Raw genomic sequence first — 14802 nt, 5'->3', positions numbered from 1 at the left:
GTTATCTGTTATCTGTTATCGATAGTAAACAGTAAGTAACAGCTAGCGACAGACAATAAAAAAGGCTCTTACCATTATCACTTTCTTGCGAAGGATAAAGGTAAGAGCCTTTTCTGTTTTCCCTCTATATAAAGAGAGAAAAAATTAATTAGTTTAAGCGGTTACGATCGTTGTCGTCGTCTTTCTTCTCAAACTCACCTTCAAAGGTGTTGCCGTCTTTTGATTGGTCAGATGGATCGCGATTGAATGGGTCTTGTCCAAATGGGCTCTGGCCAAAACCAGCTTGTCCACCGGCATGGAAACCACCAGACATGTTGGTCACCACCATTTTTTCCATCATTTTCTTGGCAATCATCGCTCTTGGTGCTGGCAATAATACCAACATACCGAGTGCGTCCGTCATAAAACCCGGAGTCAGCAGCAATACACCGGCAACTGCAAGCATCACGCCTTCAAGAATCTGTTGTGCTGGCATTTCGCCTTGTTGCAAACGACCTTGCACAGACATAAGTGTCTGAATGCCTTGGCTACGAACCAGCGATGCACCCACAAATGCAGTGATCAAAACCAACGCAATAGTTGGCCACAATCCTAAGAAGCCACCAACTTGAATAAATAGCCCAATCTCAATGATGGGTACGAAGATAAATAGTAATAATAAGATAGGAAACACACGCCCTCCTTTGTTACTTGCAGTTTACGCTGAAAGCCCTAACAATCTCAAATTTATCCTGTAAATAAGCGTGTTTATTGACCAAGAATAACTTTGCAAAATATTGACGAAACAAAACCGAAAAAGGTGATCCACTTAATATTTTTATGCGCTAAGTACAGTATCATGTGCCACATAAGTCAGGACGGATTTATCAGCCCAATATTCTAGCGAACGGAGTATTTGCACACAGAATAGGCTAATAACTAACTATATAATCAGAATAATTCTCTAAGGATCCTGTTATGGCTACTCAATCAGAAGCTCAAGTTGAAGCTCCTCAAGCTACTCGTCTCGAAGAAGATCTATTAGGTCAACGTCATGTTCCGGCTGATGCTTACTACGGCATCCACACTCTACGCGCAGTTGAAAACTTCAACATCTCAAATGTAACGATCTCAGATGTACCTGAATTCGTTCGCGGTATGGTGATGACTAAGAAAGCAGCGGCTTTAGCAAACAAAGAGTTAGGTGTAATTCCAAGCGAAGTGGCTAAATACATCATCCAAGCTTGTGACCTAATTCTAGACACGGGTAAGTGCATGGATCAGTTCCCATCGGACGTTTTCCAAGGTGGTGCTGGTACTTCTGTAAACATGAACGCAAACGAAGTTGTTGCGAACGTGGCTCTTGAACTTATGGGCAAAGAAAAAGGCCAATACGAGTTCATCAACCCGAACGACCATGTAAACCGCAGCCAATCTACAAACTGTGCTTACCCAACTGGCTTCCGTATCTCTGTTTACAACAGCGTTCGTAAACTGATTGATGCGATCGAATACCTAAAAGGTGCATTCGAGCTTAAGAGCCAAGAATTCAACACGATTTTGAAGATGGGTCGTACTCAGCTTCAAGACGCAGTTCCAATGACGGTTGGCCAAGAGTTCCACGCTTGGGCTGTAACCATCAATGAAGAAATCAAAAACCTAGAATACACTTCAAAACTACTGCTTGAAGTAAACCTAGGCGCAACGGCTATCGGTACAGGTCTGAACGCAGCACCGGGTTACCAAGGCCTAGCAGTGAAACACCTAGCAGAAGTAACAGGCCTAGAGTGTGTAGCGGCTGAAGATTTAATCGAAGCAACGTCTGACTGTGGCGCATACGTAATGACGCACGGCGCACTTAAGCGTCTAGCAGTTAAGCTATCTAAGATCTGTAACGACTTGCGTCTACTTTCTTCAGGTCCACGTACTGGTTTGAACGAGCTAAACCTACCTGAACTGCAAGCAGGTTCTTCAATCATGCCTGCTAAAGTAAACCCAGTTGTACCTGAAGTAGTAAACCAAGTTTGCTTCAAAGTTCTAGGTAACGACAACACGGTTTCTTTCGCTGCGGAAGGTGGTCAACTTCAACTGAACGTAATGGAACCTGTTATTGCACAAAGCATGTTTGAGTCTCTAGACATCCTAACAAACGCTTGTGTGAACCTGCGCGACAAGTGTGTAGACGGCATTACGGTAAACAAAGAAGTATGTGAAGCGCACGTATTTAACTCTATCGGTATCGTCACTTACCTAAACCCATACATTGGCCACCACGAAGGTGACATTGTTGGTAAGATCTGTGCAGAAACAGGTAAGAGTGTTCGTGATGTAGTTCTAGAACGCGGTTTATTGACCGAAGAAGAACTTGATGACATTTTCTCTGTTGAAAATTTGATGCATCCTCAGTATAAAGCGAAGCGCTACGAATAAAGTTAGCGAGAAAGGGTTCCAAACGGAGCCCTTTTTTAGGCTCCAATACGGTTAACCATTATTATTTTGTGGATTTCCGTTGGTTGCGCTTTTGCCAAATTGAATCTAAACCATAGAACTATTATGTGAACATTCCAGCGGCGAATGTTCACATAATAAAATCTAAATGAGGTGTTACTTATGATTGCAGTAGAACTGTTTGTCGTCCTGCTCTTTATCTTTTTGGGGGCCAGAATTGGCGGTATCGGTATTGGTTTTGCCGGTGGTGCTGGTGTTATTGCCCTTTCACTTATTCTTGGCGTTCCAACAAGCCAATCTTTCATCCCGATCGACGTAATCTTGATCATCATGTCAGTTATCACCGCAATTGCTGCAATGCAAGTTGCTGGCGGTATGGACTGGTTGGTACAAATTGCCGAAAACTTTTTGCGTAAACACCCTGAACGCATCACCTTTTACGCGCCGATTGTGACCTTTGTAATGACATTAATGGCGGGTACTGGTCACACAGCATTCTCTACGCTTCCTGTTATTGCAGAAGTAGCGAAAGGCCAAGGTGTTCGTCCTTCTCGTCCACTGTCTATCGCAGTTGTCGCTTCTCAAATTGCTATCACAGCTTCGCCAATCTCGGCTGCAGTTGTGGCTTTCGCAGCAATGTTGGCACCATTTGGTGTTGATTACCTAACGCTATTGATGGTTTGTATCCCAACAACCTTCATCGCTTGTATGGTTGGTGCGGTTGTTGCTAACTACATGGGTAGCGAATTGAAAGACGATCCTGTTTATCAAGAACGTCTAGAGAAAGGTCTAATCAAGCTAGCAACAGAAGAGAAACGCGAAATTCTACCTACAGCGAAGAAAGCAACGTACATCTTCCTAGCTGCAATTGGTTTCGTGGTTTGTTACGCAGCGGCTATCTCTAGCTCTGTTGGCCTAATTGAAAACCCGGCGCTAGGTCGTAACGAAGCGATCATGTCTGTAATGCTGGCAGCAGCAGCGGCTATCGTGATGTTCACTAAGATTGATGCAGCGAAGATTTCTTCAGCACCAACGTTCCGTTCTGGTATGACGGCATGTGTATGTGTACTTGGTGTGGCTTGGTTAGGTTCAACGTTTGTAAACGCACACGTTGCTGAAATCAAAGACGTAGCAGGCGCTCTACTGGCTGACTACCCATGGATGCTGGCTCTTGTTCTGTTCTTCGCTTCTATGCTGCTTTACTCTCAAGGCGCAACAACAGTTGCACTGATGCCTGCAGCACTAGCGATTGGCGTAGCACCACTAACAGCCGTTGCTTCTTTTGCTGCGGTAAGTGCGCTGTTCGTACTTCCAACTTACCCTACGCTACTAGCAGCGGTTGAGATGGATGACACAGGCTCAACGCGTATCGGTAACTACGTATTCAACCACCCATTCTTCATTCCAGGTGTGGTAACAATCAGTACTGCGGTAGCACTCGGCTTCGCATTCGGCGGTCTGTTTATCTAACATTCGCTGGTGATTGAACATTTAAAAGGAAGCTTCGGCTTCCTTTTTTGTTTTCTGCTCAATGTGTTATTTGATACGCATCAAATAACCATTATAAACTTTAAAAACCGCCTAAAAATAAAGTTTGAATAAAATTCCAAGATTATTCTGCCTAATCATAAACAACACCTACCAAATCAATCTCCTTCCACTTCCAGTTAATCCACAACGAATATTAATCCAAGCTAACTAACCAAAAAACCTTGACGATTTTCTGCCATTTTTTAGCCCTTTTATTAGCCATTATTTTTGTGAACAGCACCAAACTTAAATACCGGAGTAAGGAATAAAATAACCGCAGCTAAATTAAATCTAACTTCATTTGGATTAGTAAATATAAAAACAACCTTAATTTAAAGTCAGCAACTTTATATCGTTGAGTGCTTTATAAGTGTCCGTGTATTTACAATCTATAAATCATTAGTCGCTAATTCACATCACTTCTATTTAAGATGATGTAAGGAGATAGCCATGACAACTCAAACGATACCAAGCGAGAAAAAAAAGGGCGGCTTCTTTGCCAACTTTAAATTCCCTTCTGCCTACACCATTCTATTTATTCTGATTGCGTTCGTCGCACTGCTTACCTGGATTGTTCCAGCAGGCCAATACGACCGTGCAATGAATGAAGAGCTAGGCCGAGAAGTACCCGTAACCGGAACCTATCAAGCGGTAGAAGGTAACCCTCAAGGCGTGATTGATGTACTGCTCGCGCCTATTGACGGCTTCTATGACCACAATAGCTATGAAGCGGCGGCTATCGACGTTTCGCTGTTCATCTTAATCATTGGTGGCTTCTTAGGGCTAGTAACCAAAACGGGTGCCATTGATGCCGGTATCGAGCGCGTCACCGCCCGCTTAGAAGGGCGAGAAGAGTTGATGATACCAATACTGATGGCGCTATTTGCCGCAGGTGGTACCGTCTACGGCATGGCGGAAGAATCACTGCCCTTCTATACATTGCTAGTGCCGGTAATGATGGCAGCTCGCTTTGACCCTCTTGTTGCCGCTGCGACCGTACTGCTTGGTGCAGGTATTGGGGTGCTGGGTTCAACGATTAACCCATTCGCAACCGTGATCGCTGCCAACGCCTCTGGTATTCCATTTACAGACGGTATCGTGTTGCGCATTGCGATGTTGATTATTGGTTGGGGTATTTGTGTTGCCTACGTAATGCGTTACGCAAGAATGGTTCAAGCCGATCCAACAACATCAATTGTCTACGACAAATACGAAGAGAACAAAGCGCACTTCTTAGGTAATGCGAGCGGCGAAAAACTTGAATTCACCGCGACTCGCAAACTGATTCTGACCATTTTTGGTGGCTCGTTCGCTGTAATGATTTATGGTGTATCCGTTGCTGGATGGTGGATGGCTGAGATCTCAGCGATGTTCTTAGCAGCAACCATCATCGTTGGTATTGTGGCTCGCATGAGCGAAGAAGAGTTTACCACCAGCTTCATTGATGGTGCCCGCGACCTACTTGGCGTTGCGCTCATCATAGGTATTGCACGTGGTATCGTAGTGGTGATGGACCGCGGTATGATCACCGATACCATTCTCTTCTCAGCAGAACAGATGGTAACGGGGCTTTCTTCGGTTATCTTCATTAACGTGATGTTCTTCTTAGAGATTCTACTGTCGTTCTTAGTGCCATCGACCTCTGGCTTAGCGGTACTGACCATGCCAATCATGGCACCACTGGCCGACTTTGCTGGCGTAGGTCGTGACTTGGTTATCACTGCGTACCAATCTGCATCTGGCTTGGTGAACCTAATCACCCCAACCTCCGCGGTGGTGATGGGTGGTTTGGCGATTGCTCGTGTCCCTTACGTGCGCTGGGTTAAATGGGTGATGCCACTAGTCGGTATATTGATGGTGTTCTGCATTGTTGTACTGAGTATTGGTGCGCTGATCTAACTAACAGCACTTCACTCCTTTCTCATCCAAAGCCGCTTCTCACAGCGGCTTTTTTATTGTTCCCTCTCAATGTAACCCTCTGCCACTGAAACAGCTCCTCAAAGCCATACACGCGATATTCAAGGTTCTTCTGTTCGTAGCCAAGCTCAACTAAACTCAAAGCACTCGCAATAGAAGAATCAATCCTACTTTTAAACATCTAATTTTCTTGATGAAATAACACTCTATTTTCAACCATGATGTTTAAACAAATAGTTAGTCACTTATTAGCGTTAATTATATTTAAAGTAATTAATAGCCTAATAAACAGACGAGGATTAATGCCCATTTCTATCAAAAAACACACTTAAACAGCCGATTTTAAAATGTGATCGCAACAGCTTTATTCGCATTTACTTTGTTAATAAACAATTAATTCCACATCCAAAATTAAATATCTAAATAAAAACACTGCATACTTCCAAGCTAAGTACACTCTTATCAATAAAACTATTCTGCATATAATCCCTCGTAAATTAGATTCTAGTAAGTTTCGTCAAAAAAGCGTGCATAAAGTTCCCTAACTGCTAACTATTTAGAATGTATTATTCATAACTGAAAGTGCATAAAGTTTGTTAAAACCCTTAATTTTAAAGGGCTGAGGGATAAAAAACGATTTGTGATAGATCTCTAAGAATACCTGACTAGCAGGCGTAATATTAATTCCAGACAAGAGATATGAATAAATAATTCATTCTTCTCAACTGAAAATAAATAATTACTCTTAGCGATAAAAGTAATTCAAATATATAAGAGAGAGACGATCATGAGTAAGTTCTATGTAGGTTCTGAAATAGGTCAATTACGCCGCGTTCTAGTTCACCGTCCAAGACGCGCACTGACTCACCTAACACCCTCTAACTGTCACGATTTACTATTTGATGACGTACTGGCTGTTGAACGTGCTGGTAAAGAGCATGACGCATTTACTCAAACGCTGCGTGATCAAGGTGTTGAAGTTCTTCTTCTTACTGACCTACTAGCAGACACGCTAGCAGTGCCAGAAGCGAAAGATTGGCTTTTGAATCATCAAGTTTCTGATTACCGCTTAGGCAAAACCTTTGCTAACGATGTGCGCTGCTACTTGGGCGACTTACCAAACCTAGAACTAGCAAAAATCCTAACGGGTGGTCTGTCTTACGCTGAGATGCCAATGAAATCATCTTCAATGATGCAAGGCATGCACGCACCAACCGACTTCATTATCGAACCGCTACCAAACCACCTATTTACTCGTGACACATCTTGCTGGGTATACGGTGGCGTATCCATCAACCCGATGGCGAAACCTGCTCGTCAACGTGAAACCAACCACGTTCGCGCTATTTACCGCTGGCACCCAACATTTGCTGGCCAAGACTTCATTAAGTACTTCGGCGATGAAGAAAACATCAGCTACGACAACTCAACCATTGAAGGCGGTGACGTTCTTGTAATCGGTCGCGGTACGGTTCTTATCGGTATGTCTGAGCGTACAACAGCACAAGGTGTTGAGCACTTAGCATCTAGCCTATTCAAACACGGTCAAGCGAAACAAGTTATCGCAATGCAGCTACCAAAACACCGCTCTTGCATGCACTTAGACACCGTTATGACGCACATGAACGAAGATACGTTCTCTGTTTACCCTGAAGTGGTGAGTAAAGACGTACAGTGCTGGAACCTAACTGGTGATGAGTCTGGCGCAGTGAAAGTGAAAGAAGAAGGCTACTTCGTAACAGCTATCGAAAAAGCACTTGGCGTAGACAAGCTAAACCTAATCACGACCGGTGGTGACAACTTCCATGCAGAACGTGAGCAGTGGAACGATGCAAACAACGTTCTAACGGTTAAACCTGGCGTTGTGATTGGCTACGAAGGCAACACCTACACCAATGAAAAATACGATAAAGCAGGCATCACAGTTCTTCCTATCCCTGGAGATGAACTTGGCCGCGGTCGCGGTGGCGCACGCTGCATGAGCTGCCCAATTGAGCGTGATGGTATCTAATCACTAAGACGAAAACGGCCAAGTTGAATGATCTTAAATAATCTCAGCTTGGCCAAAATGAGAGAACACAATTATGACTAAGCAAACTGTTGTTGTTGCACTCGGCGGTAATGCCTTACTTCGTCGCGGTGAGCCGTTAGAAGCCGATGTTCAACGCCGTAATATTGAAACAGCGGTTAAAACCATCTCTGAAATCGCGAAAGTGTACAACGTGGTTCTAGTACATGGTAATGGCCCACAAGTTGGTTTACTGGCTCTGCAAGGTTTGGAATACAAAAAAGTAAACCCGTATCCGCTAGATGTATTGGGCAGTGAGACTCAAGGCATGATCGGCTACATGCTGATGCAAGAGTTCAAGAACTATCTACCTAACCGCAACATCTCGTGCATGTTGACGCAAATGACCGTTGATCCAAACGATCCTGCATTCGCCGATCCAACGAAGCCGATTGGCCCGATCTACGAAGAAGCGGAAGCGCGTGAATTGGCGGAGAAATTCCACTGGATCGTCAAACCAGACGGCCAACACTTCCGTCGCGTTGTGCCAAGCCCACGCCCTACTGGCATTGTTGAGCACGAAGCGATCACCCAACTTATCGATGCAGGCCACCTAGTGATTTGTACTGGCGGCGGTGGCATCCCAGTGAAAAAAGAGAACGGCAAATTAGTGGGTGTTGAAGCGGTTATCGACAAAGACATGTCAGCGGCTTTCTTAGCGAAACAACTGGATGCGGATGCACTGCTTATTTTGACCGACGCGGACGCTGTTTACCTTGATTGGGGCAAACCGACTCAACACGCACTGCGCAGCACCACACCAAGTGAACTGGCGAAATTCGAATTTGATGCAGGCTCTATGGGACCAAAAATTGAAGCATCGTGCGAATTCATTCAGCAAGGCGGCAAAGTCGTCGGTATTGGTGCACTCGAAGATGGTTTGCAAATCCTGCAAGGCTTGGCGGGCACCAACATCACCAAAGATTAATCTACTCGCGAGCTTTTCAAACCTTGCGAGAAAACTGAATCACCGTTTGAACTGAAATTAATACACAAAAATTGAATCGCGCTTTCTTGAATTTTCTTTCCCTGTAACAAGAAAGCGCCTAAATCTAAGAAGGAATACATCATGGCTTTTAACCTACGCAATCGTAACTTCCTAAAACTACTAGATTTCACTCCACGCGAAATTCAACACTTATTAGATCTTTCTATGGAGCTAAAAAAAGCGAAGTACAACGGTTACGAACAGCCAACACTGACTGGCAAAAACATTGCGCTTATCTTTGAGAAAACCTCAACTCGTACTCGCTGTGCATTCGAAGTAGCGGCATTCGACCAAGGCGCTCGCGTGTCTTACTTAGGCCCATCTGGCTCTCAAATTGGCCACAAAGAATCAATGAAAGATACCGCTCGCGTTCTTGGCCGTATGTACGATGGCATTGAATACCGCGGCTTCGGTCAAGAGATTGTTGAAGAGCTAGGCGCTTACGCTGGAGTTCCAGTATGGAATGGTCTGACTGACGAATTCCACCCAACACAAATTCTTGCTGACTTCCTAACCATGACGGAATACGGGCGTGGTAAACAACTGCATGAAATCAGCTTTGCTTACCTAGGTGATGCTCGCAACAACATGGGTAACTCTCTGATGGTTGGCGCAGCGAAAATGGGCATGGACATTCGCCTTGTTGCTCCAAAACAGTTCTGGCCACAAGAAGAACTATTGGCTCAGTGTCGTGAAATCGCAGAGCACACAGGTGGCAAAATTACACTGACTGAAGATGTTCAAGAAGGCGTGCAAGGTTGTGACTTCCTATACACCGACGTTTGGGTATCAATGGGCGAAGCAAAAGAGGCATGGGCTGAGCGTATCAACCTAATGATGCCTTACCAAGTGAACATGGAAATGATCAAAGCAACAGGCAACCCACATGTGAAATTCATGCACTGCCTACCCGCTTTCCACGGCGAAGATACAACAGTCGGCAAACAACTTGCTGCTGAATATCCACAGCTTAAAGATGGCGTAGAAGTGACGGATGAAGTGGTCGAGTCTGAATACTCAATCGTGTTCGATGAAGCAGAAAACCGCATGCACACCATCAAAGCAGTAATGGTTGCAACACTAGGCAGTTAATTACCTAAACAGCTAAGAATCGAAACAACTAAGAAGTTAAGCACTCACTTGTTCGCGAGACATTGACAAGTTAAGTGTAATGACAGGGAAATGCGGGCGACGAACTTGGGATTTTGACCTTGGATAAAACCCGCATTTTTTTTCATGTACTAGAAAAGATTATTACCTGAAAAAGCCTGAGATTCTCAGTTCCAACAAAGGCTTAAATAGAAGCTAGAAATGGATGCCATTTCGCATAAAAATCCATTAAATGAATACTTTACAGAAAGTATTGCATGGCCTTTTTATCTGAGTATAATCCTCCGCAATTTGTCTAAAGAGAGCAAAAAATGAACCGCAATTCTGTCGCACATAATTGTCAAACTACACGCCAAAGAGTGGCGTTGGTGTCATTTTTATTTTGCTTTATTGATCGTTTCGAAGCCTCCTATTTTTAGGGGGCTTTTTTTTGTCCGCAATTTGACTGTATGCATAGAAAAAGGAAGACCCGTTATGGCGCATTCGTTATTTAACAAGCACATCATCTCCATTCCAGAGCTCTCTCGTGATGAACTGGAGCTTATCGTCGATACTGCAGCAAGACTCAAAGCAGAGCCAAATCCAGAGCTGCTGAAAAATAAGGTGGTGGCGAGCTGCTTCTTTGAGCCTTCAACTCGAACTCGCCTTTCATTTGAGACCGCCGTCCAGCGCCTTGGTGGCACGGTCATTGGCTTTGATAATGGCGGTAACACCTCACTGGCGAAGAAAGGCGAAACACTTGCCGATTCAGTGCAGGTTATTTCATCCTACGTCGATGCCTTTGTAATGCGTCACCCACAAGAAGGGGCAGCACGTTTAGCGTCTGAATTTTCTAACGGTGTGCCGGTAGTAAACGGCGGCGACGGTGCTAACCAGCACCCGACGCAAACCTTGCTGGACCTGTTCTCGATTTACGAAACACAAGGCACGCTCGATAACCTCAATGTGGCGTTCGTCGGCGACCTAAAATATGGCCGTACCGTGCACTCATTGACCCAAGCACTATCGAAATTCAATAACGTGCGTTTCTTCTTTATCGCGCCAGAAGTCTTAGAGATGCCAGATTACATCTGTGAAGAATTGGAAGAGATGGGCATCCAATACAGCACTCACAGCAGCATTGAAGAAGTCGTGCCGGAACTGGATGTTCTGTACATGACTCGCGTGCAGAAAGAGCGCTTTGATGCGTCGGAATACGCACATATGAAATCGGCTTACATCCTCACCGCCGATACATTGAAAGACGCTCGTCAAAACATGAAGGTACTTCACCCGCTGCCACGCGTCGACGAAATCACCACCGACGTTGATAAAACGCCACACGCTTACTACTTCGAACAAGCTGAAAACGGTGTATACGCTCGCGAAGCCCTATTGGCCCTAGTTCTTAACGACACTTTATAAGCAGGAGAAACAGTCATGGTTAAACAAACTCAGCTACAAGTAGAAGCGATCCGTAACGGCAGCGTGATTGACCACATCCCTGCTCACCTTGGGATCAAAATCCTTAAACTGTTTAAGCTACACAAGACAGAACAGCGCATCACTATGGGCTTAAACCTGCCATCATCGGCACTTGGCCATAAAGATCTAATCAAGATTGAGAACATCTTCCTGACCAAGGAACAAGCCAACCAATTGGCTCTTTATGCTCCGCAGGCAACGGTCAATCAGATTGAAGAGTATAAAGTGGTTAATAAGCTAACCCTTGTGCTGCCAGAGCAAATCCACAGTGTCTACTCTTGCCCGAATAGCAACTGTATTTCGCACGGTGAACCTGTCGAAAGCAGCTTTAAAGTGCAGCTAAAACAGGAAAACGTGCAGCTAAAATGTCACTACTGTGAAAAAGTATTCTCTCGCGAGATCATGAGTGAAATTCGCTAACCCTTAGCGCCATTATCACGGTCTCCAAAGCACCCTAATACCGATGGATATTTATGCCAAACTTGGAATAAATATCCATTTAACAAAAGAATAAAACTCCAAAATAAAAGCAATTAACTAGAATTTTATTTGGTGATCCCCTTCAAAAAGATAACTATCCTTTAGTGGTAGACTCAATGGGTAGACGATCATACATCACGCATACCTTCCCTCTTTATTTCGGGATTCATCGGTAAGCCCTATTTAACAATCGTACTCTACGGCTTTGGGAGTACGCTCGGCGCTATGGACAAGCGATAACCACATGTTGACCTTAAGGAGTTGTTCATGAACCCAATCACTGAGCACGGTTGCTTGTATTCAGCTGAAGATAAAACACTGACTGCAGCGTGCAAACGCTTACTACAACAACAAAGCTTCTCGACCCAAAATCAACTGCGAGAGAAACTCGTCGATATTGGCTATACCGGTATCAGCCAATCGACCGTATCTCGTATTTTGTCACAGCTTGGTGTTGTCAAAATTCAGAATGCTTGCGGTAAAAAGGTTTACTGCATCACGGTTGAAAGTGCACCGGTTCGTGTCGATGCATCCATCTCATCGCAAATCGAATTCATCACTCATAACCAAGCGATGGTCATCGTAAAAACTCATCCAGGTTGTGCTCAATTAGTCGCAAGATTAGTCGATATCGACCCACATACTGAGATTATCGGCACCGTTGGCGGTAATGATACCGTGCTTATTATTCCAAAAGATACGATGAATATTGATGCTTGCGAACAAGTAGTAAAAGCACGCTTGGGTGTAGCTTAAATGTCTCTTTTACAAAGGCAAGTCACTCAAGTTGAATTGCAGCTCCCCACTCGATTACCCAATAAAATCGCTATCCCGCCTTAGGGGATATTTGTTTGCCGATGAAACTAATAGCAAACTATTACGGTCTGATTGAGTTAAGATACCTTCAACTCCATTTTGATGACTAAATAGTATGCGACGACTTGCCACATTACTTTTTGTTTGTGTTTCCCTATTCACCCAGCCTGCGTGGGCGCTATTTGGGAACGACAACGCCGAGCCAAGCTTCGGAGGCAATAACAATGGTTTTGTCCCTGTAGACCAAGCTTTCCCTTTCAATTACTACCAGCAAGACGACAAAGTCCTTCTCGACTGGCAAGTAAAAGAGGGCTACTACCTCTATCAACATAGCCTCTCGTTCACCGGGCAAAATCTCGCTATCGGTAATGTTGAATTAGAAGATGGTAAGCCGCACCAAGATGAATTCTTCGGTGAGGTGAGCATTTATACTCAGCCGTTATTCGTGCAAGTTCCTCTGCAGAGTTACCAAGATGGCTCACAGCTGATCGTTAAGTATCAAGGCTGTGCGGACGCAGGGTTCTGCTACCCACCAGAGACTCGTATCATCGACATTGAACCTTTCACAGCAACAGGTTCTGCTAATTCGCAAGGTAGTGACTCACAAGCTTCATCTTCTGCTGGCAACGAAACCGATGTTTCTACGCAACCAACATCTCCGAAAGCAGACGTTGTAAGTAACACGACTCAACAGCCAAATGCCCCTGTTTCAAAAGAAGCAGGCTTAGCCGATAAGCTCGGTGACAGTTGGTGGACCCCTCTATTATTCTTAGCACTCGGTGTTGGTTTAGCCTTTACGCCGTGTGTGCTGCCTATGTATCCGATTCTAACGGGTATCGTTTTAGGTGGTGGCAAACTCAGCCAAGGTCGCGCGCTGATGCTGTCCTTTATTTACGTGCAAGGCATGGCGTTAACCTACACCTTATTAGGTTTAGTGGTTGCTTCAGCAGGCATGCAATTCCAAGCCGCTATGCAGCACCCTTACGTGCTGATCGCGCTGAGTGTTCTGTTCGTGGCGTTAGCAATGTCGATGTTTGGCGTTTATAACCTGCAACTGCCAAGCAGCATACAAACTTGGCTCAACAACCAAAGCAACAAGCAGCAAGGTGGCAATACCTTGGGCGTATTCGCAATGGGCGCTATCTCTGGCTTGGTGTGTTCACCTTGTACCACGGCGCCATTGTCAGGCGCACTGCTGTATGTGGCTCAGAGTGGTGACCTATTTACCGGTGCAATTGCTCTGTACGCGTTGGCTATGGGTATGGGTATCCCACTGATTTTAGTGGCAGTGTTTGGTAATAAGCTATTGCCTAAAGCGGGCAGCTGGATGAACAAGGTGAAGATCGTATTCGGCTTTATCTTGCTTGCCGCGCCTATCTTCCTGCTAGAGCGCATCATTCCTGAATTGTGGGCAACCGTGCTTTGGTCTGGCCTTGGCTTCATCGCCTTTGGTTGGCTTTACCACAGTAAGAATGCACTGCCATTTGGCGGCTGGAAGCAGAGTGCGGTAGGCATCATCGCGATGCTTGGCTTGTTTGCTTCGGCACAGCCTGCATTGAACTATTGGTTTGCGGAGAAGAGCGTAACGGTAGAACAACAGCACATCCAATTTACACGCATCAACACGGTTGAAGAGCTAGAAATCCAGCTCATCGAAGCGAAGAAACTCGGTAAGCCTGTGATGCTCGACTTCTACGCCGATTGGTGTGTGGCATGTAAAGAATTCGAGAAGTACACCTTCCATCAAGCTGATGTGGAAAACAAGCTTTCTGACTTCGTACTGCTACAAGCCGATGTAACGAGAAACATGCCTCAAGACATTGAACTGCTTAAACAATTACAGGTACTTGGCTTACCTACGATTGAGTTCTGGGATGGTGAGGGTAACCATGTTCCAAATGCTCGTGTAACCGGTTTTATGCCTGCCGATGTATTCTTAAAACACATGCAAAACCACCAGCTATAACGGCAATATTCACTAAAATATAAGCCGAATCGAAAG

11 protein-coding genes are annotated in these 14802 nt (G+C 44.9%); 10 read left to right on the top strand and 1 reads right to left on the bottom strand.

Annotated features, from left to right (window positions below; translation table 11 throughout):
- Positions 1-148 precede the first annotated feature (148 nt).
- Positions 149-673, bottom strand: a complete 525-nt coding sequence (locus tag AB4263_RS14445) for an FxsA family protein (RefSeq protein ID WP_012604974.1) — start codon at positions 671-673, stop codon at positions 149-151.
- A gap of 284 nt (positions 674-957) precedes the next feature.
- Here AB4263_RS14445 and aspA point away from each other — a divergent pair, with 284 nt between their 5' ends.
- From aspA to AB4263_RS14395, 10 genes are all read left to right on the top strand, one after another.
- Entirely contained in the window at positions 958-2409 is a 1452-nt protein-coding gene (aspA, locus tag AB4263_RS14440) for an aspartate ammonia-lyase (protein WP_017063668.1), read from the top strand.
- A gap of 180 nt (positions 2410-2589) precedes the next feature.
- Complete coding sequence (locus tag AB4263_RS14435; RefSeq protein ID WP_017061168.1) at positions 2590-3897, top strand: anaerobic C4-dicarboxylate transporter; 1308 nt, start codon at positions 2590-2592, stop codon at positions 3895-3897.
- A gap of 510 nt (positions 3898-4407) precedes the next feature.
- Positions 4408-5856, top strand: a complete 1449-nt coding sequence (locus AB4263_RS14430; protein ID WP_017062726.1) for a YfcC family protein — start codon at positions 4408-4410, stop codon at positions 5854-5856.
- Between the two features lie 805 nt (positions 5857-6661).
- Complete coding sequence (gene arcA / locus AB4263_RS14425) at positions 6662-7885, top strand: arginine deiminase (protein ID WP_017062724.1); 1224 nt, start codon at positions 6662-6664, stop codon at positions 7883-7885.
- A 73-nt stretch (positions 7886-7958) separates the two neighbouring features.
- Positions 7959-8870, top strand: coding sequence for a carbamate kinase (arcC, locus tag AB4263_RS14420; RefSeq protein WP_017062723.1), 912 nt, complete (start codon positions 7959-7961; stop codon positions 8868-8870).
- A gap of 141 nt (positions 8871-9011) precedes the next feature.
- The gene (locus tag AB4263_RS14415; protein ID WP_017063666.1) at positions 9012-10022 is read left to right on the top strand and encodes an ornithine carbamoyltransferase; all 1011 of its coding nucleotides are present in this window, start codon (positions 9012-9014) and stop codon (positions 10020-10022) included.
- A gap of 492 nt (positions 10023-10514) precedes the next feature.
- The gene (pyrB, locus tag AB4263_RS14410; RefSeq protein WP_017063665.1) at positions 10515-11444 is read left to right on the top strand and encodes an aspartate carbamoyltransferase; all 930 of its coding nucleotides are present in this window, start codon (positions 10515-10517) and stop codon (positions 11442-11444) included.
- Between the two features lie 15 nt (positions 11445-11459).
- Entirely contained in the window at positions 11460-11924 is a 465-nt protein-coding gene (pyrI, locus tag AB4263_RS14405; RefSeq protein ID WP_017062720.1) for an aspartate carbamoyltransferase regulatory subunit, read from the top strand.
- Positions 11925-12251: 327 nt separating this feature from the next.
- Positions 12252-12740, top strand: coding sequence for an arginine repressor (locus AB4263_RS14400; protein WP_017063664.1), 489 nt, complete (start codon positions 12252-12254; stop codon positions 12738-12740).
- 175 nt (positions 12741-12915) lie between these two features.
- Positions 12916-14766: a protein-disulfide reductase DsbD gene (locus AB4263_RS14395; protein WP_372098412.1), complete on the top strand. Its 1851-nt coding sequence runs from the start codon at positions 12916-12918 to the stop codon at positions 14764-14766.
- The last annotated feature ends 36 nt before the right edge of the window (positions 14767-14802 follow it).

The sequence above is a fragment of the Vibrio sp. 10N.261.55.C5 genome, from assembly GCF_041470505.1.
GTDB lineage: Bacteria > Pseudomonadota > Gammaproteobacteria > Enterobacterales > Vibrionaceae > Vibrio > Vibrio crassostreae_C.
Note: the sequence above shows the minus strand (reverse complement) of the source record. Positions and strands in the feature narration are given on the sequence as shown.